Source organism: Hafnia sp. (genome assembly GCF_036648275.1).
Classification (GTDB): domain Bacteria; phylum Pseudomonadota; class Gammaproteobacteria; order Enterobacterales; family Enterobacteriaceae; genus Hafnia; species Hafnia alvei.
In genome coordinates this window covers 225,842-248,739 of record NZ_JAVXIQ010000002.1, presented here as the reverse complement: position 1 = coordinate 248,739, position 22,898 = coordinate 225,842, and the positions used below count along the sequence as shown (strand labels likewise).

Here is a 22,898-nt window from a genome sequence, read left to right as displayed (position 1 = left end):
AAGCTCAGGCTGTTTAGGTAATAATTAATATTAACTTTATGAGTCATATCAATATGAAAAAATTTAGTAAGTCAGTGCTTGCAACGCTTATATTCGCCAGCTGCAGTCCTTTTGCTATGGCGGTTATGACAGACTCAGCTGGTACACTTAACGGTACGGTTCCTATCCTTAAAGCGAGCGCTGGAGGTGCAGAACACAGCGTTGCTTTCGCTAACGATCACCACAGTGGCTCCACCGATGCGATGTCTCCTGGGGATAAAATATCGCTGAGCTATGTGTTGCAAGATGCTGAAGGCGATACCGACAGCAGTACTGCATCGATAAAATGGTTCACCACTACCGATGGCGTGGGGGCTAATAAAGTGATGCTGAGTGGTAACGATGGCAAAGCCGACTATACCATTCAAAATGCAGACGCTGGGCTCTATTTAGGGGCGGAAATTACGGAACAAACCTCAACGGGTGTACCAACCACTGGCCAAACTATTGTTATTAACGATATCAGTAAAAACGATAACAGCGATAATATTCCTGATGGCCCAATTGTGGGTGGCACCATCGGTACCGCGATTGTTGATAGCGATGCACCAACAGTCAACCTGATCGGTAAAGCAGATAGCAAACTGTTGGTCGGCCATACTTACCAGTTCAAAGTTTGGTATGACGTCAACAACAACGGTAAGCAAGATGCCGGCGAACTCGACGCATCGGCTAACTATAGCTACAAATGGTTCTTCGATGGCACCAGTGCAACTACCAGTACTGCGGGCGGTTATGCTGTTAGCAGCACGGATAATAAAGATCTGGTTATCCCAACTACTAACGCCAACGCGAAAAATGTGTTTGCAACGGCGGGTGCTGACGGTGTCCAGGGCTACAGCCTGAAAGTGGATTACACCGCGAAAGTCAAATCAGTGCTGAAATCGACTAAGCGTAAATAATTTACGTCAATAATAAGAGCTGAGTGCTATAGCATTCAGCTCTTATCAGCATGCATGGTGAAGTGATGAAAATAAAATGTCTCAAGAGCTATGGAGTAGCAGTTATTTTGTTTTTCTCCTTTGGCTCATTAGATATAGCCAATGCGACTGATTTAACGGGTAGTGCTGGAGTTATTAATGGCACTGCACCAATTATTTATAATGACAAAAATGAAGCTGGAAAAGTGAGCTTCAACCGTGTTAATGAAACTGCGGGGGTCGATGACGAATTAGATATCACGGATATCATTAAATTATCATGGATAGTTGCTGATGCGGAAGGCGATGAGGATACAACACTCCCAACGGTTGAGTGGTATTGTACCGATGCGGCCAACAATAAACGCGTACTGGCGACGGGTACGAATCAGTATGTTATTCGTCCTGATGATAAAGGTTGTACAGTAGGCGTTAACATAACGCCCACAACCATCACTGGCGCGCCACGGGAAAACATTTCGCTCTCTATTAAGGATATTAGTACTTATGATATTAATGATAATATTCCTACGGGGCCAGTTAACCCACATTTACTAAATATAATTAGCTATTTGGTTGCGCCATCAAATAACGGTGCTTCTTATTATGTTCCTGCCAGTGCCACACTTCATACTGCGTTTCCTGGTGCACAATTCCAATTACAAACGGATAACGAGTTCGATCAAATTGACGAGTGGACGTCCAGTAATCCATCGATTGCTACGGTAGATAATAAAGGTGTTGTTACTATTAAGGCTAAGGGCGGATTCAAAATAACTGCGCGACATAACGAAGCGAAAGGATCCATTGTCTTTAATCCGCAGAAGTTCTTTATTTTTAGAGATGCGGCTGCAGGCAAATTAAATTGGTATGATGCGAAAGCCTGGTGTGAAGGTCAGGGGTATCGTATGCCGACTGCCGACGAGTTGTCTTCCAAGGGATCAACGCGCGAAGTGCCGAGTGATTCACTGTGGCAGGAGTGGGGAAGCAGTTTGGATGATGTTTCACATGCGGGCACGGTGTTCTGGTCTTCCGACGAAGCCATTGCAGATGAAGATGCTTATTATTATATGTATACCGCAACAGGGCATGTTACGTCGAACCTCGCTGAGAAAACGGAAGGTGTAGCGTGCATCATGCCGTAATTGATAGATAAAAACGGGGCCAATGAGCTGACCCCGTATTTTTACTCAGAAGTTACCAACTTAAACAATGCGGTTGCGCGCTGAACGTGTTCGGCATCAAAGCGGTTTAGCGTGAAAAACTGCTCATTTTTCCCAGGGCGAATAGCTAACGCAAGTTGCTTTTCGCCTTGTTCATTGTTCAGCCAACCATAAAGATAGCTGCCAATGTCATCACCGTCGTGCCAGCTTATGATGACCGATGTCGCTGGCGACGTTTCACCGGCAGGGCGGGTGGCAATAAAGAGCTCGCCTTGCCAGAGGCCGCTAAACTCATCATCTTTTTGCAGTTTTTTTCCATTAGAAGCTAGCGTTGCCGCTAAGCCGTTAGCTTTCTCTTCCGTTACCGCCTTCTCAAGCATTTGCCACAGCGGATAGTCATTTTCAACCTGATAGCATGCCGCACCGAGATAATCATTAATATCTCGCCATTGCTGGTTGACCGTTTCTTTCATCTCGGCGTCGAGAATGTTGCGATATTGCATCAGTCCACCGCCGTTTTCACCTAATTGCTGGTAGGCAATCAGCGACATTGTTCGTGGTTTACGGCGAAACGTTGCCCACAGTAGAAACTTGGGAATACGGAAGGTAATGGCCTGTACGCTAAAGCGAAAATGGCCCGGACGCGTCAGCATAAAACCATTGGATGTGCCGCGTTTATCCTGATAATTACGGATCATCACCAGCGGGCAAAGCCCCATCCAGCCGGTTAAGTAATGTTCTTTGATCGAACCGTTCAAATCCAGATCGGCCACCATCTGTGAAATCTTATCTTCTTCTAGCTTGTGTAATGGGTGCGCCAGTTCCGCGCTGTGTAGGCTTTTTTCTAGCGGTGGCAACGAAGGGAGTGTGAACATGCTGATTTTCTCTAGTCGATTCTTATGGTTGATAGCTTACCTCAAGTTGTCATACCAACGAGAATTTCCCGCTTTTTTGTCATAACTTTCGTGGTATGGATCAACTTTTGTCGTATGGCGTGGTCATATAAAATGTATGTATGATTTATCGCTGTTTAATTTGTAATAGATATTTGACTGCAAAGGATGTTGATGATGATTGATAAAAAAATGCTACAAGTGGCGCTGCTAGGCACTGTTATGAGTTTGAGCACCGTCAGCTTGGCTGCTTCTATACCGGTCTCAACCTCTGAACTGGTACAACAATCAGGCTATCAGCAAACATGGCAGAAGATGGTGAAAGGGCAGAAAAATTTGCCCGTGTGGGCACGTAAAGGTTCAGGCACCTCAACGCCACCAGAATGGGTAACGTGGCAAGGTAAAAAATATCAGGTTGGCAATATCTGTAAGCCACATGACTGCGCTAATAATTTTATGTACGTGGCGTTTAGCAACGATAAGAAACAGGCTTGGGGCGTTCGTGTGGAAATAGCAGGTACGCCTGATGCGCTAGACCATCCAAGTAAACACGCAAAATACCAGTGGCTAGGCAAGCCAGATAATCAGGTGAAAGCGATGCTCACCAAGCAAATTGAAAGCGCGCCTGATTGGAACTGATTTTTTAATACGTTTTGTTTGGTATTCCCCAAGATATATTTATCGCTTGGGGAATATATCGCATTCATAAAGTGCACATGCAAAGTGTTTTCTTTTGAAACTATCAGTACGCAATTAATAATCGAGTTTGTCTTTCTATGTCATTGACTATGTAATAAACCGTAAAGCCAGCAGGGTTTTATAATCGTTGATGCTAACATTTTGGCCGTTGTTTAACTCTCTAATGACGGTAATGTTCACAAATATGAAAAAATATCTTTTGCTGGCGCTACTCAGCACATTCTCTTTATTTTCTTTTGCATCACACGCGGCAGACTATCAGGAAGGCGAGCAGTACATTAAACTGAAAAATAAGGTGCCAAATGCCCCTGCCGTAGTTGAATTTTTCTCCTTTTATTGCCCGCCCTGTAACCAGTTCGCGAATGTTTATAAAGTGGGCGAAGCCGTTAACGAGCATTTGCCTCAGAACGATAAAGTGGTTAAGTACCACGTCAGCGCCATGGGTTCTATGGGCGAAGAACTGACCGAAGCATGGTCTGTTGCTATTGCATTAGGGGTTGAGAATAAAGTAGAAAAACCTCTTTTCGATGCCGTTCAAAAAGAACAATCGATAAAGAATAAAGAGGATATTCGCCAAGTATTTATTAAAGCGGGTATTCCAGCCGAAGAATATGACGGTGCGCTGCACAGCTTTATGGTGAAATCAATCACCGCAAAACAGCAAAATGCCACCGAGGCTTTCGATGTGCGTGGTACTCCAGCATTTTATGTTAATGGTCAATATCAGATTAAAAATGATGGAATGCAGAGCAAAACCATTGAAGGGTACCGCACAGAATTTGCAGATGTAGTGAAATTCCTAATCGATCAGAATAAGTAATTTTCGATACTACAATAAAAAGCCCGCTGATATTTTTTCTCGCGGGCTTTTTGTTTTTTAATTAAAAAACCTTTTCCTGCAATACCCATACGGCGGCTTCTACGCGCGATTTTAACTTCATTTTTTTCAGCAAATGTTTCACGTGAACTTTTACCGTACTTTCGGTGATCGTTAGTTTACGAGCGATCATTTTGTTCGGTAAACCTTGCGCAATCAGCTTCAAAATATCGCATTCGCGTGGGGTTAATTGCTGCACGTCGCGCTCTGAAGAAGGGCGGCTTTCACGCAGGCTGGCGGCTAATACCGGCGTGAGCGCTTCACTGATGACCACTTGTCCGGCAGCGGCCTGATGGAGTGAACGCAGCAGATCCTCGGGCTCCATGTCTTTAAGCAGGTAGCCATCGGCGCCGCGCTTTAGCGCACTGATGACGTCATCTTCATGATTTGAAACGCTAAATACCACCACGCGGCCAGATAGCGTACGGGTGCGAAGCTGATCCAGCGTTTCTAGCCCGTTCATGCCCGGCATATTAAGGTCGAGCAAAATTAAATCGGGATCGAGCTCTTCGGCCAATTCAATGCCTTGCTGACCGTTGCTGGCTTCGCCAATCACCTTTAGCTGTGGTTCAAGGCTAATCAGCTGTTTTACACCGCTGCGAAGCATCGGGTGATCGTCAATTAACAGAATCGTATATTGATCGTCTTGAGTTAATGTGGAATTCATCAATTTCTCCTCTAAACCAGATGCCGTGGGATTAGCGTAATTCCTGCGGGAATGTGACTCGTACTTCGGTGCCACCGCTCGCACGGCGTGAAATTCGGCATTCTCCGTTCAGACTCTGGGCTCTATCGCTCATAATCACGAGACCGTAGTGGTTCTGTCGCTCAGGGGAAGTGCTAATACCCAGGCCGTTGTCGCAAATAGACATAACGATTTCATCATCTTGTAGGGTGATGGTCATATCAACCTGCGTTGCCTGTGCGTGTTTAAGTATGTTGCTTAGGGCTTCTCTGGCAATTTGTACTAGGTGAATTGCCTGATGGGATGGAACGCTTTTGGCAGGAAGCTGATAGTCAAAATGGATAGTAAAACCAAAGCGTTGGTTAAATTCTGCGACGGTGACCTGCAAAGCAGCCAACAAGCCCGGTTCGCTCAGTTTCAGGCGAAAAGTCGTTAGCAGCTCGCGCAGTTGGCGATAGGCTGCGTTCAGCTCTTCGCGCATCTCTTGCAGCTGGGTTTGAATATTGTCAGGTAACGCCGTGGACTGCATCTGCAAATAGCTGATTTTCATCTTTAAACACGAGAGCGATTGGGCGATGGAGTCGTGCAGCTCACGGGCAATGGCAGAACGTTCTTCCATAACTGCCAGCTGTTGCTGTTGGTCGGCCTGCTGTTCAAGAGCCAACGTGCTGGTGATCTGTTCGGACAATGTCATCATCAGCTGTTTTTGTTCGGGTTGTAGTGTCACGCCTTCTGGCAACTGGGCCAAAATCAAACCATAGCGACCGCTTTGATCGTTCAAGCTCCAGCTAACCGTAGTGCTAGGTTTATTTGGAACATGCTCAGAATGGTTTAAACATTGAACGCAATGTGTATCAGGACAATGTTTGGGACGCTGTGTTTCCACACAGTTCAGTTCATCAAATTGTTCGTCGCTGTTGTTTTCATACAGGCGTATTTGTAGCGAGTGCAACGGCGTGAGCTCTTGAAGCTCCGTGAGTACCGGCAGCAGGCGAGAACATAACGGCGCTCGCGAATGTAGCTGGCGGCTGGCACGATACAGATACGATAAAACCTGATTTTTCTTCTGTAAATCCGTGGTTTTTTGCTCGACCAACTGCTCGAGTTTACCATACATCAGCGAGAGTTCAGACGACATGGCATTCAGCGTCGAGCCCAAAATAGCCATTTCATCCTGATGATCGGTTTGCTGAAAACGCTGGCTGAAATTCCCTTGTCCAATTGCCTGTGACATGCCGACCAGTTGGCGCCAAGGATGAAGCAATCGGCGGCGTAAATAGACCACGGTGCCAACCAGCAGTAACAACGTCAGAATAATAAAAATCTTTTGTACCATGCTGACCATCGTCAAACGCTGCTCGGTTTGATGGTCGATGGCGGAAACCAGTTCATCGAGATGGCCGACAAATTTGGCGACGTTATCGCGTGCATCATCGGGGTGCTGTGCGGCAAGCAGTGCGGGGCGCAGATCGCCTTGCCAAGCTTGTTGTAGGGCGGAGAACTGCGTGTTGAGATGTTCTTCCTTGACGGCTGAAAGTAACACTGGGCTGTTTAAATCGTTATTTAATTCATCTAAGCAGCGTTTGCTATCCGCATTAGCATTCAGCGGTACCATTGAGAGCAAACGGTAGCTTTGCATTCTCAGCGATCCCGATGTGTTGATCGCGTGCGCGTTGCCTTGAATACTCTGCGCCATCCAACTCGAAACGCTCATTCCTGCAACACCACATATGCCAAGCAGTAGCATCAAAACGGCTACCTGACTGACGATGGAAAAACGTGCACAGAAATGTTTCATGAAAATCTACCGGCTGCGGGAAAAGGGAAAGATACCTTTGAAAAGCCTTTTTAAATCATCCTAGCCTATAACCCCATACCCACAAGGAAGTAACCCTTAATATTTGCATGTGCCACTCATGTGGCGAAGGCGCAATTATTAAAGCTTTAACCGGATGATTCTTCGAAAATATTTTTATAATTATAGCCTACTCATTAAGGGAGTTATGGCTGATTTCGCCAAATTGCTACCTTACAGCGGCTTGATTTGTATCAAGTTTGCCCACGTGCGTGATGCGTACAACTCCGCTACTAACCGGATAAAGGCAGAGGTTTTTATGACACAAGCATCCGCTCCAGATACACAATCGAAAGGGGGCGTGATTCAGGATTGGCGCCCTGAAGAGCCTGATTTTTGGCAGCAAATCGGCCAAAAAACGGCTCAACGTAATCTATGGATTTCAATTCCCTGTTTATTACTCGCTTTTTGCGTCTGGATGCTGTTCAGCGCGGTAGCGGTAAATCTCAACAAAGTCGGGTTTAACTTCACTACCGATCAGCTGTTTATGTTGACCGCGCTGCCCTCTGTTTCGGGCGCTATTTTGCGCGTGCCATACTCCTTTGTGATCCCTATGTTTGGTGGGCGTCGCTGGACGGCAATTAGCACCATTTTCCTCATTATTCCCTGCCTATGGCTGGGGTATGCAGTGCAGGACCCAACGACGTCGTTTAGCGTTTTCGTGACGATTTCCCTGCTGTGTGGTTTTGCCGGTGCTAACTTTGCCTCCAGCATGGCTAACATCAGCTTCTTCTTCCCTAAAAACAAACAGGGTGGAGCGCTGGGCTTAAACGGTGGTTTGGGTAATTTAGGCGTCAGCGTTATGCAGCTGATTGCGCCGATTGCTATTTCCATCAGCATTTTCGGTATCTTCGGTGGTACAGGTCATACCCAGCCAGACGGGAGTAGCCTGTGGTTGGAAAACGCCGCGTGGATCTGGGTGCCGTTCCTGATTATTGCCACGCTGTTTGCTTGGTTTGGCATGAACGATTTAGCCGCGTCTAAAGCCTCCCTCAGCCAACAGCTGCCCGTGCTTAAACGTGGGCACCTGTGGATCTTGAGCGTGCTGTATCTTTCGACGTTCGGCTCGTTTATTGGTTTTTCGGCAGGCTTTGCCATGCTGTCAAAAACCCAGTTCCCTGATGTGGTGATCCTGCATTACGCCTTCTTTGGTCCATTCCTTGGCGCGTTGGCTCGTCCGGTTGGTGGTGCTCTATCCGATCGCTTTGGTGGTATTCGCGTCACGCTGATCAACTTTGTGCTGATGGCGATTTTCGCCGCGCTGTTGTTCCTGACGCTACCAACTCACGGCGTGGGTGGTTCATTTATCGCCTTCTACAGCGTCTTCATGCTGCTGTTCTTAACCGCAGGGTTAGGCAGTGGTTCTACGTTCCAGATGATTGCGGTGGTATTCCGTAAAATCACCATCGACAGCGTGAAAGCGCGTGGTGGCAGCGACGATCAGGCGCAGCGTGAAGCCGTCACCGATACCGCCGCGGCGTTAGGTTTTATCTCCGCTATTGGTGCCGCAGGGGGCTTCTTTATTCCTAAAGCTTTTGGTACATCGTTGGCGCTGACCGGCTCTCCGGCTGGGGCAATGAAGGTCTTTGTGGTGTTTTACGTCGTCTGTATTCTGATTACGTGGTTTGTTTATGGCCGTAATTTGAAAACGCTGGCAACAAAGAAAGCCCGCTAATAGGTTTAAAGTAAGATACTTAAGCTTATTTTTAGGGGGAGTACACCGATGGGGTCGTAGCGGCGTAAGCCGCCGACAACTTTGCCTGGAGCAAAGTTGAACAACGCTTCAGCGTTGCCCTTTAGGGAGGAACACATGGATGTGTTCCGTAACCGCCCCGCGGTGTGCTAGACCCGTGTATCTCGATCTTTTAAACGGTCGGTAACACGTTAATAAGTTTGCTCGTTCTGATAAAAAAGCCCCCGCTGATTTCTCGCGGGGGCTTTTTATTATTGGCGAACAGCAGAGTGGCTATTCCCCATAGGCCGCGTTCAAATTGTCATTTACACGCGCTGGATTCGTTTCTGGCGCCATCAGCGGCCCGCAGCGATAGCTGTGTTTGCCAAGCGCTAATTGATAGTTTCCCGCTTTATCCACTCCCCAATAAATTGCAGGGCCGCTGTTGGCCGTTTCTTTGGCCAACTCATAGCTATCGGATTTAGCGTTATGGATAGCGGGAACATATTGGGAATATTTGTAATCGCTGACAAAGCCATTATGAGAGTAAAAATAATCCCAAGCCTTGGTTTTACGGTTAATCAAACCGATAACGGCGTGACCATCGGCCACGTTTCTCAACGTTAGGTTGATGTTTTTTCCGCATTTTTGATGCTCAATAGGGGAACTGGTGTCTGGCTCAATGGCATTTGCGAATAATGGAAACGCAGCCAAAATAGGGAACATCACATATTTTATATGACTCATCAGGTGTCAATCTCAAGAGTAAAACGCGACTTCTGGATGAATGAATAATTCAGAAGGGGATATTTTCGGCGTGATGCTGATATGTCTGAGGGGTAAATACAATATCCCATTTTCATGTTGTTACTCTTTTTCCTTATGTTTGTATATTGAAGTATTGAGCAAAAAGGCTGACCTGATTGCCATCAACGACTTACCTACCACCAAATAGTCCTGCCTATCAAATTATCCTCAATAAAACATACAGATTTAAAATTAATCTTTATTTTTCATTTAATTAGATGTTTTTCGTGATCTTATCCTTTGGTGGTATTTCGCACTGATACTGGAATAGGCTCCGCATTCTGCCTTGATCGCAATCAAGTTCCGCGCGCGTAACGCTCGGTAGTCTGGCCGCAATCTGAGCAATGCATCACGCATATTTCACAATAATGACAGGGGATTTAATCCCCGTATCAGGAGAACTCCGGATGAGCAAATTTCTTGACCGGTTCCGTTATTTCAAACAGAAAGGCGAAACGTTCGCTGATGGCCACGGCCAAGAACTGAACGTTAACCGTGACTGGGAAGACGGATACCGTAGCCGCTGGCAACATGACAAAATCGTGCGCTCTACCCACGGGGTAAACTGTACCGGTTCATGTAGCTGGAAGATTTACGTCAAGAACGGTCTAGTCACTTGGGAAACCCAGCAGACTGACTATCCTCGTACTCGCCCTGATTTGCCAAACCACGAGCCACGCGGCTGCCCGCGCGGCGCGAGCTACTCTTGGTATCTGTATAGCGCTAACCGCGTGAAATATCCGATGATGCGCAAGCGCCTGATGAAACTGTGGCGTGAAGCGAAAGCCCTGCATAGCGATCCGGTAGACGCATGGGGTTCCATCGTTAGCGACACTGAGAAATCTAAAGAGTACAAACAGGCGCGTGGTCGCGGTGGTTTCGTTCGTTCTAGCTGGAAAGAAGTAAACGAACTGATTGCGGCATCCAACGTTTATACCGCCAAGCAGTATGGCCCAGACCGTATTATCGGTTTCTCGCCGATCCCAGCGATGTCGATGGTTTCCTACGCGGCCGGCGCACGCTATCTGTCGCTGATCGGTGGCGTATGTCTGAGCTTCTACGACTGGTACTGCGATTTACCGCCTGCGTCGCCAATGACGTGGGGCGAGCAAACCGACGTGCCTGAATCGGCCGACTGGTATAACTCTTCCTATATCATCGCTTGGGGTTCTAACGTTCCGCAAACGCGTACGCCTGATGCGCACTTCTTCACCGAAGTACGTTATAAAGGCACGAAGACCGTGGCGGTGACGCCTGATTACGCGGAAATCGCCAAACTGTGTGACCACTGGCTGAACCCAAAACAGGGTACCGATAGCGCCATGGCGCTGGCGATGGGGCATGTGATCCTCAATGAATTCCACGTTCAGCGTCAGACCGAATATTTTGCCGACTACGTGCGCACCTACACCGACATGCCAATGCTGGTGCTGTTGGAGCAACGCGCAGAAGGCCATTACGCTGCCGGTCGTATGCTGCGTGCTTCTGACTTGGTGGATGGCTTAGGCCAAGAAAATAACCCTGAATGGAAAACCGTTGCGATTAACCAAAACGGCGAGCTTACCGCGCCGCAGGGTTCAATCGGCTACCGTTGGGGTGAGAAAGGCAAATGGAATCTCGAACAGCGTGACGGCGTGAGCGGCGAAGAAGTTAAACTTCAGCTCAGCCTGCTCGATAACTATGACGAGATTGCCGAAGTTGGCTTCCCGTATTTCGGCGGCATTAAGACCGGCGAAAGCGATCCGTTCAACAGCGTTGAGCTGAAAGACGTGCTGCTGCATAAGCTGCCGGTTAAACGCCTACAGCTGGCCGATGGTTCTACGGCGTTAGTGACCAGCGTCTATGATTTGACCTTAGCAAACTACGGCATTGAGCGCGGCTTGAACGATGAAAACTGTGCGCAAAGCTATGACGACGTGAAAGCCTATTCTCCAGCTTGGGCTGAACTGGTTACCGGCGTAAGCAAAGAAAACATCGTGCGTATTGCGCGTGAGTTTGCTGAAAACGCCGAGAAAACCCACGGTCGTTCAATGATTATCGTGGGTGCCGGTGTGAACCACTGGTATCACATGGATATGACCTACCGCGGCCTGATCAACATGCTGATCTTCTGCGGCTGCGTCGGCCAAAGCGGCGGCGGTTGGGCTCATTACGTGGGACAGGAAAAACTGCGTCCACAAACGGGCTGGACTCCGCTGGCATTTGGTCTGGATTGGCAGCGCCCACCGCGCCATATGAACAGCACCTCATTCTTCTACAATCATTCAAGCCAGTGGCGCTATGAAACCGTTGGCACCGAAGAACTGCTGTCGCCAATGGCGGATAAATCTCGCTTCAGCACCAGCCTGATTGATTTAAACGTTCGTGCCGAACGTATGGGATGGCTGCCTTCTGCGCCTCAGCTTGGGACAAACCCGCTGCATATCGCTGAACAAGCGCGCGCCGCTGGTCTGTCGCCGGTCGACTACACGGTGAAAAGCCTGAAAGAAGGTTCGATTCGCTTCGCCGCTGAGCAGCCGGACGATGAGAAAAACTTCCCTCGTAACCTGTTCGTCTGGCGTTCAAACCTGCTGGGATCTTCCGGTAAAGGCCATGAGTACATGCTGAAATACCTGCTGGGTACCGAACACGGTATTCAAGGTCAGGATTTGGGCCAGCAGGGCGGAGTGAAGCCTGAAGACGTTGAATGGAAAGACAACGCGGGCGAAGGCAAATTGGATCTGGTGGTTACGCTTGATTTCCGTATGTCGAGCACCTGTCTCTATTCCGATATCGTGCTGCCAACCGCCACATGGTACGAAAAAGACGATATGAATACGTCGGATATGCATCCGTTTATTCACCCACTGTCTGCCGCGGTCGATCCTGCTTGGGAATCCAAAAGTGACTGGGAAATCTATAAAGGTATCGCCGATGCGTTCTCGCGCATGTGTGACGGCCATTTAGGTAAAGAAACCGACATCGTGACATTGCCTATCCAACACGACTCCGCTGCCGAATTGGCGCAGCCGTTTGGCGTGAAGGATTGGAAAAAAGGCGAATGCGATCTTATTCCGGGTAAAACTGCGCCGCATATCATTGCGGTTGAACGTGACTATCCAAATACCTATGCGCGCTTTACCTCTCTGGGCCCATTAATGGACACCTTGGGCAACGGCGGCAAAGGCATTAGCTGGAATACCCAGACCGAAGTCGATTTCCTCAAACAGCTTAACTATACCCAGCCAGACGGTGCAGCAGCCGGACGTCCAAAAATCGAAACCGCGATTGATGCGGCAGAGGTCATTCTGTCTTTAGCGCCTGAAACTAACGGACAGGTGGCGGTGAAAGCATGGCAGGCGCTGAGTAATATTACCGGCCGTGACCACACCCATTTGGCGCTGAACAAAGAAGACGAAAAAATCCGCTTCCGCGATATTCAGGCGCAGCCGCGCAAGATTATCTCTAGCCCAACATGGTCAGGCTTGGAAGACGAACATGTCTCTTATAACGCCTGCTACACCAACGTTCATGAGTTGATCCCTTGGCGCACCCTGAGCGGCCGTCAGCAGCTTTATCAGGATCATGAATGGATGCGTGCCTTCGGGGAAAGCTTGCTGGTCTATCGCCCACCGATTGATACCCGTGCGGCGGCTCCGGTAATGGGGAAATCCCCTAACGGCAACAAAGAGAAAGCGCTGAACTTCCTGACTCCGCATCAGAAGTGGGGCATTCACTCAACCTACAGCGACAACTTATTGATGCTGACGCTAGGCCGCGGTGGCCCGATTGTTTGGCTGAGCGAAGATGACGCCAAAGAGTTAGGCATTGAAGATAACGACTGGATCGAAGCCTTCAACGCCAACGGCGCATTAACCGCGCGTGCGGTGGTGAGCCAGCGTATCCCTGCGGGCATGACCATGATGTATCACGCGCAGGAACGAATTGTGAATATTCCTGGTTCAGAAATCACCAGCCAGCGCGGCGGTATTCATAACTCGGTCACGCGTATTTCGCCTAAACCGACGCACATGATTGGTGGCTATGCCCAGTTGGCCTACGGCTTTAACTACTACGGTACCGTGGGTTCCAACCGTGATGAGTTTGTGGTGGTACGTAAGATGAACCGTATCGACTGGTTAGACGAAGAAGGTAACGACTACTCTCAGGGTAGCCAGCAGGAGAAAGCCAAATGAAAATCCGTTCTCAAGTCGGCATGGTGCTGAATCTCGATAAATGCATTGGCTGCCATACCTGTTCCGTGACCTGTAAAAACGTCTGGACCAGCCGCGAAGGCACCGAATACGCGTGGTTTAACAACGTAGAAAGCAAACCCGGCGTGGGCTATCCCCACAACTGGGAAGACCAATCCCAATGGAAAGGCGGCTGGATCCGCAAGATTAACGGCAAGCTAGAACCGCGCATGGGTAACCGCGTGGGGCTGCTGTCGAAAATCTTTGCTAACCCTGATGTTCCGGGATTAGACGATTACTACGAACCGTTTGACTACGATTATCATCACCTGCAAAACGCGCCGGAAAGTAAGCACCAGCCGATTGCGCGTCCGCGCTCGCTGATCACCGGCCAGCGCATGAAGAAAATCGAAAACGGCCCGAACTGGGACGATATTCTGGGCGGCGAATTTGAAAAACGCGCCAAAGACCAGAACTTCGCCAACATGCAAAAAGAGATGTACGGCCAGTTCGAAAATACCTTCATGATGTATTTGCCACGCCTGTGTGAGCACTGTCTGAATCCGGCGTGTGTGGCGACGTGCCCAAGTGGTGCGATCTATAAGCGTTCTGAAGACGGTATTGTGCTGATCGATCAGGACAAGTGCCGCGGCTGGCGCATGTGTTTGACCGGTTGCCCATACAAAAAGATCTACTTCAACTGGAAAAGCGGTAAATCGGAGAAGTGCATTTTCTGCTATCCACGCATCGAGTCAGGACAGCCAACCATCTGTTCTGAAACCTGCGTAGGGCGTATCCGCTACCTCGGCGTATTGCTGTATGACGCAGATAAAATTGCCGATGCGGCATCGGCGGAAAATGAGCAAGATCTGTATCAGCGTCAGTTGGATATCTTCTTGGACCCTAACGATCCTGCGGTGATTGAACAGGCCTTGAAAGACGGCATACCGCAGGGCGTGATTGAGTCTGCGCAGAAATCGCCTGTATACAAAATGGCGATGGACTGGAAGCTGGCTCTGCCACTGCATCCTGAATATCGCACGCTGCCAATGGTGTGGTATGTACCGCCGTTGTCGCCAATTCAGTCGGCGGCTGATGCAGGTGCTTTACCGCATACCGGCGTATTGCCTGATGTTGAAAGCCTGCGTATCCCCGTTCAATACTTGGCTAATCTGCTGACGGCGGGCGATACCGCTCCGGTGCTGCTGGCATTGAAACGCATGTTGGCCATGCGTCATTTCAAACGTGCAGAAACTGTTGACGGGGTTATCGACACCAGCGCATTAGAGCAGGTGGGATTAACCGAAGCTCAGGCGCAGGAAATGTACCGCTACTTGGCTATCGCGAATTATGAAGATCGCTTCGTGATTCCATCAAGCCACCGTGAACAAGCGCGTGAAGCGTTCCCTGAAAGCAAGGGCTGTGGGTTTAGCTTTGGCGATGGCTGCCACGGCAGCGATACCAAGTTCAACTTGTTTAACAGCCGCCGTATTGATGCCATTGACGTGACACAGAAAACACCGCGTGATGCCGATATTCATGGGGAGAAAAGCTGATGATGACGCTGCGTATTATCGCTCGTCTGCTGGATTATCCCGATGAGGCATTGTGGGAAAATCGGCAAGAGCTGGTGGAGGCATTAGATGATGCCAGTGAGTTGACGCTGGCGCAGTCGGTGCAGTTGCTGACCTTTATTAGTGATTTCACCCAAAACGATCTGATGGATGTTCAGGCGCAATACTGTGAACTGTTTGACCGTGGTCGGGCGACGTCTTTGCTGTTGTTTGAGCACGTACACGGTGAATCACGCGATCGTGGTCAGGCGATGGTTGATCTGATGGCGCAATATAACGCCGCGGGTTTAGAGATCGACAGCCGCGAGCTGCCTGATTTTCTGCCGATGTATCTTGAGTTCCTTGCTAGCCGCGATAGTGAAACGGCGCGTCAGGGATTGTTGGACATCGTGCCGATTCTGGCGTTATTGGGCGCACGTCTAAAAGATCGCCAAAGCCACTATGCCGTGCTGTTTGATCTGCTGCTGGCAGTTTCAGGCACTCACGTCGCCAGTGAACAACTGATCGATAAAGTTGCGCAGGAAACGCGTGACGATACGCCGGCGGCATTAGATGCGGTGTGGGAAGAGGAACAGGTGAAGTTTCTGGGTGAAGAAGGCTGTGCTTCGGCACAGCAGAATGCCCATCACCGTCGTTTCGCAGGTGCGGTTGCGCCGCAGTATCTCAGTTTGGACGCCACGCCGGTGGCAGGAGAACGCTAATGAATTATCTCAACCAGTTCTTTTTCGATATCTATCCGTATCTGGCGGGGGCAATTTTCCTGATTGGCAGTTGGATCCGTTACGACTATGGACAATATAGTTGGCGTGCGGGCTCTAGCCAAATGCTGGATAAAAAAGGCATGCGTCTGGCGTCTAATCTTTTCCACATCGGGATTTTAGGTATTTTTGCTGGGCATTTCCTAGGAATGCTAACGCCGCACTGGATGTATGAATCCTTTCTGCCGGTTCCAATTAAGCAAAAAATGGCGATGTTTGCCGGTGGTGCCTGCGGCGTGATGATGCTGATCGGCGGTGTGATGCTGCTCAAGCGCCGTTTAATGAATCCGCGTGTACGTGCAACCTCAAGCGTGGGTGATATCTTAATCCTAACGCTGTTGGTGGTTCAGGTGTGCTTGGGGCTTCTCACCATTCCTTTCTCCGCCCAGCATATGGACGGCAGCGAAATGATGAAGCTGGTGGCATGGGCACAGTCTATCGTGACATTCCACACCGGTGCGGCTGCGCATTTAGAGGGTGTTGCGCTGATCTTTAAGCTGCATATCGTATTAGGCATGACGCTATTTGTGCTATTTCCGTTCTGTCGTTTAGTTCATATCTGGAGCGTTCCGGTTGAGTATCTTACCCGTCGCTATCAGTTAGTACGTAATCGACATTAATATAACGTCTGATAAAAAGCCCCGTATGTTATTAAAAATGCGGGGCTTTTTTTTGCATTATAAAAATATGTTGATATCCCAACAAAGCTGGATATTTCTGCTAATTTTAATTGATTATAATTACTTAATAAGTAATGTAGTGATTGTTTATGGATCTATTGTGATTATTAATCGATATTGTTTCATATAATTTATATATAAACATGAGCGCACCATCTATGAGCGGACATACCGAACGCAACGCTTTGGGAAAGATAAAAATTTTTGACCTCAACTTACTGACTGTTTTTGAGATGGTATACACCCATTCGAGCGTAAGTTTGGCGGTCACATCCATGGGAATGACGCCTTCCGCGGTCAGCCAGTCTTTGCAGAAATTACGCAATCATTTTAACGACCCGTTGTTTATTCGCGAGGGGAAAGGTATTTCAGCTACCACGGTAGCGGTTAATTTGCACGAACAACTGGCTCAAAGCATGGAGCAGCTTGGTCGCGTGGTTAGCGTGTCTTCCGATAATGATTTGAAAAAGAAATTTGTTATCTACTCGCCGCCGTTTATGGGGATGGAGTTGCTGCCTGCTGTGCTGAATAGCCTGCAACATGATGGTATGGACTATGAAATTGTTCATCATAGTGGTTACACCGAATCGGTAAAAACCGAAGAGTTACTGAGTTTCCGCAAGGCAGATATTATTTTCAGTACCAGCCCGTACACCAGTTTTTCAACGGTGTGTATGCCTTGTGCCGATACTGAAATCCTATTTGTTTGCCGCAAGGATCATCCTCGATTAAAGGGGGTGTTAACGAAGGAGTTGGCTGTTAAGGAGCGGTTCACGACAATCAACATTGATGATCCTGAGGTTATTGCGGGGAAGATTAAGATTGATGACGCGCTTGGCAATCGAAATGTCGCTTTCACCAGCAACTCAATGCTGACGATTATGAGCGTGGTTGAAAATACCGATACTGTGGGCGTTATTCCCGCAGGTTCATTACAGCGTTTTGCAGATAACTTTAATATTCAGGTGTTAAAAACAGACTTTATTATGCCGCAGGTGAGAATGTATATGATTTATAACCGAGCCTCAGTGCATAACCCCGCTTTTTCCGTGATGCTGGAGCGTTTAAAGAAAGAGATCCCTGAATCAATAAAGAAAGAAGTTAGAGAAATAGAATGACGGGCTCAGGAAAAGCCCGTCAGGCAATACATGTTAAGCGATAGTTACGCTCTTATCTAAATAGACATCCTGTACGGCGTTGATTAACGCGACGCCATCTTTCATCGATTTCTTGAAGGCTTTACGACCTAAGATTAAGCCCATACCGCCGGCTCTTTTATTAATAACCGCGGTGCGTACGGATTCAGACATATCGTTTTCACCGGCGGCTCCGCCGGAGTTAATCAGCCCTGCGCGGCCCATATAACAGTTAGCGAGCTGATAACGAACCAAATCAATCGGATTGTCGGTGGTGAGTTTGCTGTAGACACGTTCATCGGTATAACCGAAGTTCACCGCTTTGTAGCCGCCATTATTCTCCGCCATTTTTTGCTTCACGATATCAGCGCCAATAGTGGCGGCCAGATGGTTGGCCTGTCCGGTTAAATCGGCACTGGCGTGATAGTCGACGCCATCTTTTTTGAACGCTGGATTACGCAGATAAGCCCACAGCACGGTGACCATGCCCAACTCATGCGCACGCTCAAAGGCCGCTGAAATTTCCTCTATCTGGCGACGTGACTCAATGGACCCGAAGTAAATCGTAGCACCCACGGCCTGTGCGCCCATATTGAAGGCCTGTTCGACGCTGGCATACAGCGTTTGGTCATATTGAGTGGGATAGCTTAGGGTTTCGTTATGGTTAAGTTTAACGAGGAACGGAATCTTATGCGCATAGCGGCGCGATACAGAAGCCAGCACGCCGTAGGTTGAAGCTACGCAGTTGCAGCCCGCCTCAAGCGCCAGTTCTACGATATTTTTAGGATCAAAATAGAGCGGGTTTGCTGCGAAAGAAGCACCAGCTGAATGCTCAACGCCCTGATCGACTGGCAGAATCGACAAATAGCCTGTTCCGGCTAAACGGCCGGTATTGTACAGATTCTGCATGGCGGTCAGCACGCGCGGAGAGCGGTTATTGTCGATCATGACGCGATCAACGAAGTCCGCTCCGGGAAGATAAAACTGTTCAGCGGGAAGGGTGGTGCAGCGATGTTGGAGCAGTGAATCGGCTTCTTTACCTAACAACTTAGCGATATCAGTCATGGTGAACTCCCGTCTTGGCTCAGGCAAAGGCCTCGAGCAATGAGTGAAATTACTTAACAAGATATTAGCGGTTTGCTTACAGTCAGCCGGTACAATACATGCTTTATTGCACCAGCTCTAGGTGAAGGGAGAAAAAGTGAGGCTTGCCGCTGTCAGCCTGAAAGGACAGCAGCGCTTAACGCTATTCGAACCACTCTTTGTTTTGCTGTTCAATCGGCGTGATGGTGTGAATCATCTGTTGTAGATGTGCCAGCACGGCCTCTTCTGCGGCGTCAGCGTCGCCTTTGGCGATCGCCTGATAAATTTTTTCGTGCTGGCTGATCAGACTTTCCGGCGGTGAGACTTTGCTTAAGGTGAGAAAACGCACTCGGTCCATCGTCGCTTTGATGTTCTCAATGGTTTCCCATGCCAGAGGGCAATCAGCAATGTCGGTCAGTAGCTGATGGAACTGATCGTCCAACGCTAAGAACTCGCTGGTTTGTTGATGCTGCGCAGCCAGTTTTTGCCGGCTAATGCTGTGTTCAAGTAGCAGCAATTGGCTAGGTGTTGCCAGCTCTGCGGCGCGGCGTGCAATGCTACATTCAATGGCGCTGCGAATAAAACGTCCGTCAGCGACGCGCTTAACCGATATTTTCTGCACAAAGGTTCCGCGCTGCGGCAGGATCTGTACTAATCCATTTTCCGCTAATTTGATAAACGCTTCGCGCACCGGCTGGCGTGAAACGTTAAACCGTGTCGAGATCTCTTTCTCCGAAAGCAGCGTACCGGGAGGAATGGTGCATTCAACAATGTCTTTACGCAGATAGCGATAGATTTGCTGATTCACTGGAACAGTGCCATTTAGGTCGTAGTTCTGCTGAGGTGTAGACATCGGCATACGTGTGAGATCGTCGAGTTTTAAATAAAGTGTCTGCATTTTAACAGCATTCAGGCATAAATTTGCCTAAATCTTGCGATCGTGATGACGGGCTGAGGGTAAATACTTTTAAGAAAGGTCCGCGGGTGCGGGCCAGATAACTAGCATGCCGCTGATTTCAACGTGTGGGCAACGCTGCCCTTTGCTCCCTGCTCTAATAGCAAGGTATATGCCTTGTCTATCGCCTGCACAAATTCAGGGTTCTGAGGTAAATCAGTACCAAATATGGCCTCGAGAGAAAGCAGTGCCGATACTCTTTCATGGCCTTCCGCTGAGTTTTGTACACAGCGCTGAATATCAACCAGCAGCGGATCGCTAATCTCAATGCGCTGCCCGCGTTCATCAATGCCGCCGACATAACGCATCCAACCTGCAATACCTAACGCGAGCAGGTCAAAGCGGGAGCCGTGTGCCAGATGCCAGCGCACAGAGTCGAGCATTCGCTGAGGGAGCTTTTGGCTGCCGTCCATCGCAATTTGCCATGTGCGGTGCTTGAGCGCCGTGTTTGAATAACGTGTGATGAGTGAATCGGCGTATGCCTGCAAGTCCACGTTGGGAACGTTGAGCGTGGGCGCTTGTTCATTCAGCATCAGCGCCTGTGCGGCGTGGCGATAGCTTTCGTCCTGCATGCAGTCATTGATATGCGCATATCCCGCCAGATAGCCTAAATACGCTAAAAACGAGTGGCTGCCGTTCAGCATGCGTAGCTTCATCTCTTCATAAGGCAACACGTTGCTGACCAACTCTGCGCCAACCCGTTCCCATGCTGGGCGACCGGCGACAAAATTGTCTTCAATAACCCATTGTCTAAAGGGTTCGCAGGCAACGCCGGCGGGATCGTGTAAGCCAAGTTGAAGGGCGATTTGATCAAGCGTTTCAGCGGTAACGGCAGGAACGATACGATCGACCATGGTAGAAGGGAACGTGACGTTCTGCTCAATCCATTTAGCCAGCTCCGGCGACTGCGCCGCCGCCAGCCCGCAGACAACGTTGTGGGTAACGTGTCCATTCTCGGGCATGTTGTCGCATGACATCACGGTGAATGCAGGTAGGCCCAGCTCGCGCCGCTTAGCCAGCGCCGCAACGATAACGCCCGCTGCCGACTGTGGTTGCTGCGGATGTTCAATATCGTGTGCAATCAACGGATGGTCGAGATCAAGCCTGCCGCTGGCAGGATGGTGACAATAGCCTTTCTCGGTAATCGTCAGGGAGACGATAGCCACGTCCGGCTGGCAGAGCATCTCTATAACCCGATCTAATCTATCAAGCTGTACGTGTAACGCCTCTCGAACAATCCCCACGACACGGCACTGCCAGTTTTGCTCCGACATCTCCGCCACGCTGAAGAGATTGTGCTGGTGGCGTAAATCGAGGATCTGTTGCTCACCGCCGATAAGATTAACTTCGCCATAACCCCAGTCACTCTGGTAATCAGCGGCTAATTGGTCGGCATAAACGGCCTGATGAGCGCGGTGAAAAGCCCCAAAACCGAGATGCACGATGCGAGTTTTCAGCTGTTCACGGGAATAGTTGGGAACAATAGCGTTCGCTTGGAGTAAGTCGTTTTTCATCAATATGTCCATTAAGTCTGACGAGTATAAAACGGTCGTATTTCACGAAAGATTAAACGTGGTTCATCACAGCAGGCGTTGAGGCTGCCGGACGAATAACAAAGAACACCAGAAGCGCGCCCAGCGCCGCTACGCCGCCAGCCAAGATAAAGGCGCTGTCGAATTTACCGGTGTTTTGCACAATAAAACCGGTCACGATGGGCCCGATAATTCCTGACACGCTACCCACCAAATGGATAAAGCCGCTGGCGCCGCCGATACGTGATTTATGAACCACGTCTTGAATGATCGCCCAGTAAATCGATCCGGTAACGTAGAGGAAGAAAATAGACACTGACATCAGGATCACCGCCGGAACCACCTGACTAACCGTACCCGCCAATGCTACGCAGATTGCGGCGGCCAATAGGCAGACGACCAGCACAATTTTACGCGACAGCAACAGTTTGCCCGTAAGACGGAATATCCAATCAGAGATAATGCCGCCCAAGGCTAGGCCAATAAAACCAACGATCCAAGGAATGACCGTGGTGATGCTCATCTCTTTGATATTCAGGCCGTGAGCCTGAACTAGATAGGACGGGAACCAACTGAGAAAGAAAAACAGGATGTAGTTGTAGCAAAAGAAAGCAAACGCCGTGGCCAGAATGATTGGCTGCTTCATGTAAAACATCAGCGAATGACCTGGCTGCTGGTTGCTATCCGCGCTCAGTTCTTCACTTTTTTGCTGAGCGATCAGCGTGCGCTCTTCCTGACTGACGTGGCGACTTTTCTCCGGCGAATCTGAAGCGACAAAGAACCAGATCAACATCCAGATAATGCCGATGGCGCAGATAATCATAAACGCAGGACGCCAACCGAAAGCTAGTGCCAAATATCCCACGATAGGGCCCGCAACCGCGCCGCCTAGTGGAGAACCAGCGCTTAGCAAGCCCATAGCGGTTGCCGCTTGCTTACGTGGAAACCAGCCGTTAATCATTTTGTTGGCCGAGGAACAAATAGGACCTTCGGCCATACCGAACAACACGCGCAGGATCAGCATTGAATAAAAACCGGAGGCCAGCGCGGTGAAACCGCAGAAAATTGACCAAAGCCCCACTGCAACGCCGAGTACTAATAGCGGACCAAATTTATCGACGGCAAGACCACCGATGAAATTGAATACGGCGTAACCGAAGAAAAAACTGCCAAAGATAATGCCGAACTGCTCAGCATTGAGAGATAAATCTTGTTCGATCATCGGTAACGTAATTGACAGTGCGACACGATCTAAATAATTGATCATGTAGACTAAAAATAGTAGAAACACGATAGTCCAACGTAAATTCTTAGCCATAACTACCCCACGTGGTGCTTTTATCATTATGTTGTTGGGTGTGCGTCTGCCCGTTATTAGCAGACACACGTGTATCCAAT

Annotated in this window: 19 protein-coding genes; 10 read left to right on the top strand and 9 right to left on the bottom strand. The window is 49.0% G+C overall.

Annotated features, from left to right (window positions below):
- The first annotated feature begins 38 nt into the window (after positions 1-38).
- Together RSC70_RS03625 and RSC70_RS03620 are read left to right on the top strand one after the other, a co-directional pair.
- Positions 39-941 carry a SinI family autotransporter-associated protein gene (locus tag RSC70_RS03625; protein ID WP_332541712.1) on the top strand — a complete coding sequence of 301 codons (903 nt, stop codon included), beginning with the start codon at positions 39-41 and terminating at the stop codon, positions 939-941.
- 65 nt (positions 942-1,006) lie between these two features.
- Positions 1,007-2,104 (top strand): Ig-like domain-containing protein, encoded by a 1,098-nt coding sequence (locus RSC70_RS03620; protein WP_282806844.1) that lies wholly within the window; start codon positions 1,007-1,009, stop codon positions 2,102-2,104.
- 41 nt (positions 2,105-2,145) lie between these two features.
- On the opposite strand, the gene RSC70_RS03615 is transcribed toward RSC70_RS03620, so the two are convergent.
- A complete protein-coding gene (locus RSC70_RS03615) occupies positions 2,146-2,997 on the bottom strand; it encodes a hypothetical protein (RefSeq protein WP_332541710.1) in 852 nt (283 codons plus the stop codon).
- A 195-nt stretch (positions 2,998-3,192) separates the two neighbouring features.
- Here RSC70_RS03615 and RSC70_RS03610 point away from each other — a divergent pair, with 195 nt between their 5' ends.
- Positions 3,193-3,654 (top strand): inhibitor of vertebrate lysozyme family protein, encoded by a 462-nt coding sequence (locus tag RSC70_RS03610; protein ID WP_332541709.1) that lies wholly within the window; start codon positions 3,193-3,195, stop codon positions 3,652-3,654.
- Positions 3,655-3,886: 232 nt separating this feature from the next.
- Positions 3,887-4,534: a DsbA family protein gene (locus tag RSC70_RS03605; RefSeq protein ID WP_130998002.1), complete on the top strand. Its 648-nt coding sequence runs from the start codon at positions 3,887-3,889 to the stop codon at positions 4,532-4,534.
- Between the two features lie 61 nt (positions 4,535-4,595).
- Here the strand turns inward: RSC70_RS03605 and narL are convergent, their stop codons facing one another.
- Positions 4,596-5,258 carry a two-component system response regulator NarL gene (narL, locus tag RSC70_RS03600; protein ID WP_040047239.1) on the bottom strand — a complete coding sequence of 221 codons (663 nt, stop codon included), beginning with the start codon at positions 5,256-5,258 and terminating at the stop codon, positions 4,596-4,598.
- Between the two features lie 31 nt (positions 5,259-5,289).
- On the bottom strand, positions 5,290-7,074 hold the full coding sequence (gene narX / locus RSC70_RS03595; RefSeq protein WP_332541706.1) for a nitrate/nitrite two-component system sensor histidine kinase NarX: 1,785 nt from the start codon (positions 7,072-7,074) through the stop codon (positions 5,290-5,292).
- Between the two features lie 316 nt (positions 7,075-7,390).
- On the opposite strand from narX, the gene RSC70_RS03590 reads away from it, so the two are divergent.
- Positions 7,391-8,806, top strand: coding sequence for a NarK family nitrate/nitrite MFS transporter (locus tag RSC70_RS03590; RefSeq protein ID WP_040047253.1), 1,416 nt, complete (start codon positions 7,391-7,393; stop codon positions 8,804-8,806).
- A 5-nt stretch (positions 8,807-8,811) separates the two neighbouring features.
- Here RSC70_RS03590 and RSC70_RS03585 read toward each other — a convergent pair whose 3' ends face one another.
- Together RSC70_RS03585 and RSC70_RS03580 are read right to left on the bottom strand one after the other, a co-directional pair.
- Positions 8,812-8,943, bottom strand: a complete 132-nt coding sequence (locus RSC70_RS03585; RefSeq protein ID WP_332541705.1) for a hypothetical protein — start codon at positions 8,941-8,943, stop codon at positions 8,812-8,814.
- A gap of 154 nt (positions 8,944-9,097) precedes the next feature.
- Positions 9,098-9,550 (bottom strand): hypothetical protein, encoded by a 453-nt coding sequence (locus RSC70_RS03580; RefSeq protein ID WP_040047236.1) that lies wholly within the window; start codon positions 9,548-9,550, stop codon positions 9,098-9,100.
- Positions 9,551-10,017: 467 nt separating this feature from the next.
- Here RSC70_RS03580 and RSC70_RS03575 point away from each other — a divergent pair, with 467 nt between their 5' ends.
- The 5 genes from RSC70_RS03575 to RSC70_RS03555 all read left to right on the top strand — a co-directional run bounded on the left by RSC70_RS03575 (position 10,018) and on the right by RSC70_RS03555 (position 17,912).
- Positions 10,018-13,785 carry a nitrate reductase subunit alpha gene (locus RSC70_RS03575; protein ID WP_040047235.1) on the top strand — a complete coding sequence of 1,256 codons (3,768 nt, stop codon included), beginning with the start codon at positions 10,018-10,020 and terminating at the stop codon, positions 13,783-13,785.
- Positions 13,782-15,338, top strand: a complete 1,557-nt coding sequence (gene narH, locus RSC70_RS03570; RefSeq protein ID WP_040047234.1) for a nitrate reductase subunit beta — start codon at positions 13,782-13,784, stop codon at positions 15,336-15,338. The genes RSC70_RS03575 and narH overlap by 4 nt, the downstream gene beginning before the upstream one ends.
- Positions 15,338-16,057 carry a nitrate reductase molybdenum cofactor assembly chaperone gene (narJ, locus tag RSC70_RS03565; protein WP_304186028.1) on the top strand — a complete coding sequence of 240 codons (720 nt, stop codon included), beginning with the start codon at positions 15,338-15,340 and terminating at the stop codon, positions 16,055-16,057. Before narH ends, narJ begins: the two co-directional genes overlap by 1 nt.
- A complete protein-coding gene (gene narI, locus RSC70_RS03560; RefSeq protein WP_025799839.1) occupies positions 16,057-16,734 on the top strand; it encodes a respiratory nitrate reductase subunit gamma in 678 nt (225 codons plus the stop codon). The genes narJ and narI overlap by 1 nt, the downstream gene beginning before the upstream one ends.
- A gap of 218 nt (positions 16,735-16,952) precedes the next feature.
- Positions 16,953-17,912 (top strand): LysR substrate-binding domain-containing protein, encoded by a 960-nt coding sequence (locus RSC70_RS03555; RefSeq protein WP_332541702.1) that lies wholly within the window; start codon positions 16,953-16,955, stop codon positions 17,910-17,912.
- Positions 17,913-17,945: 33 nt separating this feature from the next.
- Here RSC70_RS03555 and fbaB read toward each other — a convergent pair whose 3' ends face one another.
- The 4 genes from fbaB to RSC70_RS03535 all read right to left on the bottom strand — a co-directional run bounded on the left by fbaB (position 17,946) and on the right by RSC70_RS03535 (position 22,818).
- On the bottom strand, positions 17,946-18,995 hold the full coding sequence (gene fbaB, locus RSC70_RS03550) for a class I fructose-bisphosphate aldolase (protein ID WP_040047232.1): 1,050 nt from the start codon (positions 18,993-18,995) through the stop codon (positions 17,946-17,948).
- 181 nt (positions 18,996-19,176) lie between these two features.
- Complete coding sequence (locus RSC70_RS03545) at positions 19,177-19,866, bottom strand: GntR family transcriptional regulator (protein WP_038502972.1); 690 nt, start codon at positions 19,864-19,866, stop codon at positions 19,177-19,179.
- Between the two features lie 146 nt (positions 19,867-20,012).
- Positions 20,013-21,482 (bottom strand): mannitol dehydrogenase family protein, encoded by a 1,470-nt coding sequence (locus RSC70_RS03540; protein WP_332541701.1) that lies wholly within the window; start codon positions 21,480-21,482, stop codon positions 20,013-20,015.
- Between the two features lie 52 nt (positions 21,483-21,534).
- Entirely contained in the window at positions 21,535-22,818 is a 1,284-nt protein-coding gene (locus RSC70_RS03535) for an MFS transporter (protein WP_130997995.1), read from the bottom strand.
- Positions 22,819-22,898 lie beyond the last annotated feature (80 nt).

Excerpts from the sequence above, each read along its gene's own strand:
- RSC70_RS03625 (WP_332541712.1), top strand. The coding sequence starts at position 39 with ATGAGTCATATCAATATGAAAAAATTTAGTAAGTCAGTGCTTGCAACG.
- RSC70_RS03620 (WP_282806844.1), top strand. The coding sequence starts at position 1,007 with ATGAAAATAAAATGTCTCAAGAGCTATGGAGTAGCAGTTATTTTGTTT.
- RSC70_RS03615 (WP_332541710.1), bottom strand. The coding sequence starts at position 2,997 with ATGTTCACACTCCCTTCGTTGCCACCGCTAGAAAAAAGCCTACACAGC.
- RSC70_RS03610 (WP_332541709.1), top strand. The coding sequence starts at position 3,193 with ATGATTGATAAAAAAATGCTACAAGTGGCGCTGCTAGGCACTGTTATG.
- RSC70_RS03605 (WP_130998002.1), top strand. The coding sequence starts at position 3,887 with ATGTTCACAAATATGAAAAAATATCTTTTGCTGGCGCTACTCAGCACA.
- narL (WP_040047239.1), bottom strand. The coding sequence starts at position 5,258 with ATGAATTCCACATTAACTCAAGACGATCAATATACGATTCTGTTAATT.
- narX (WP_332541706.1), bottom strand. The coding sequence starts at position 7,074 with ATGAAACATTTCTGTGCACGTTTTTCCATCGTCAGTCAGGTAGCCGTT.
- RSC70_RS03590 (WP_040047253.1), top strand. The coding sequence starts at position 7,391 with ATGACACAAGCATCCGCTCCAGATACACAATCGAAAGGGGGCGTGATT.
- RSC70_RS03585 (WP_332541705.1), bottom strand. The coding sequence starts at position 8,943 with ATGTGTTCCTCCCTAAAGGGCAACGCTGAAGCGTTGTTCAACTTTGCT.
- RSC70_RS03580 (WP_040047236.1), bottom strand. The coding sequence starts at position 9,550 with ATGAGTCATATAAAATATGTGATGTTCCCTATTTTGGCTGCGTTTCCA.
- RSC70_RS03575 (WP_040047235.1), top strand. The coding sequence starts at position 10,018 with ATGAGCAAATTTCTTGACCGGTTCCGTTATTTCAAACAGAAAGGCGAA.
- narH (WP_040047234.1), top strand. The coding sequence starts at position 13,782 with ATGAAAATCCGTTCTCAAGTCGGCATGGTGCTGAATCTCGATAAATGC.
- narJ (WP_304186028.1), top strand. The coding sequence starts at position 15,338 with ATGATGACGCTGCGTATTATCGCTCGTCTGCTGGATTATCCCGATGAG.
- narI (WP_025799839.1), top strand. The coding sequence starts at position 16,057 with ATGAATTATCTCAACCAGTTCTTTTTCGATATCTATCCGTATCTGGCG.
- RSC70_RS03555 (WP_332541702.1), top strand. The coding sequence starts at position 16,953 with ATGAGCGGACATACCGAACGCAACGCTTTGGGAAAGATAAAAATTTTT.
- fbaB (WP_040047232.1), bottom strand. The coding sequence starts at position 18,995 with ATGACTGATATCGCTAAGTTGTTAGGTAAAGAAGCCGATTCACTGCTC.
- RSC70_RS03545 (WP_038502972.1), bottom strand. The coding sequence starts at position 19,866 with ATGTCTACACCTCAGCAGAACTACGACCTAAATGGCACTGTTCCAGTG.
- RSC70_RS03540 (WP_332541701.1), bottom strand. The coding sequence starts at position 21,482 with ATGAAAAACGACTTACTCCAAGCGAACGCTATTGTTCCCAACTATTCC.
- RSC70_RS03535 (WP_130997995.1), bottom strand. The coding sequence starts at position 22,818 with ATGGCTAAGAATTTACGTTGGACTATCGTGTTTCTACTATTTTTAGTC.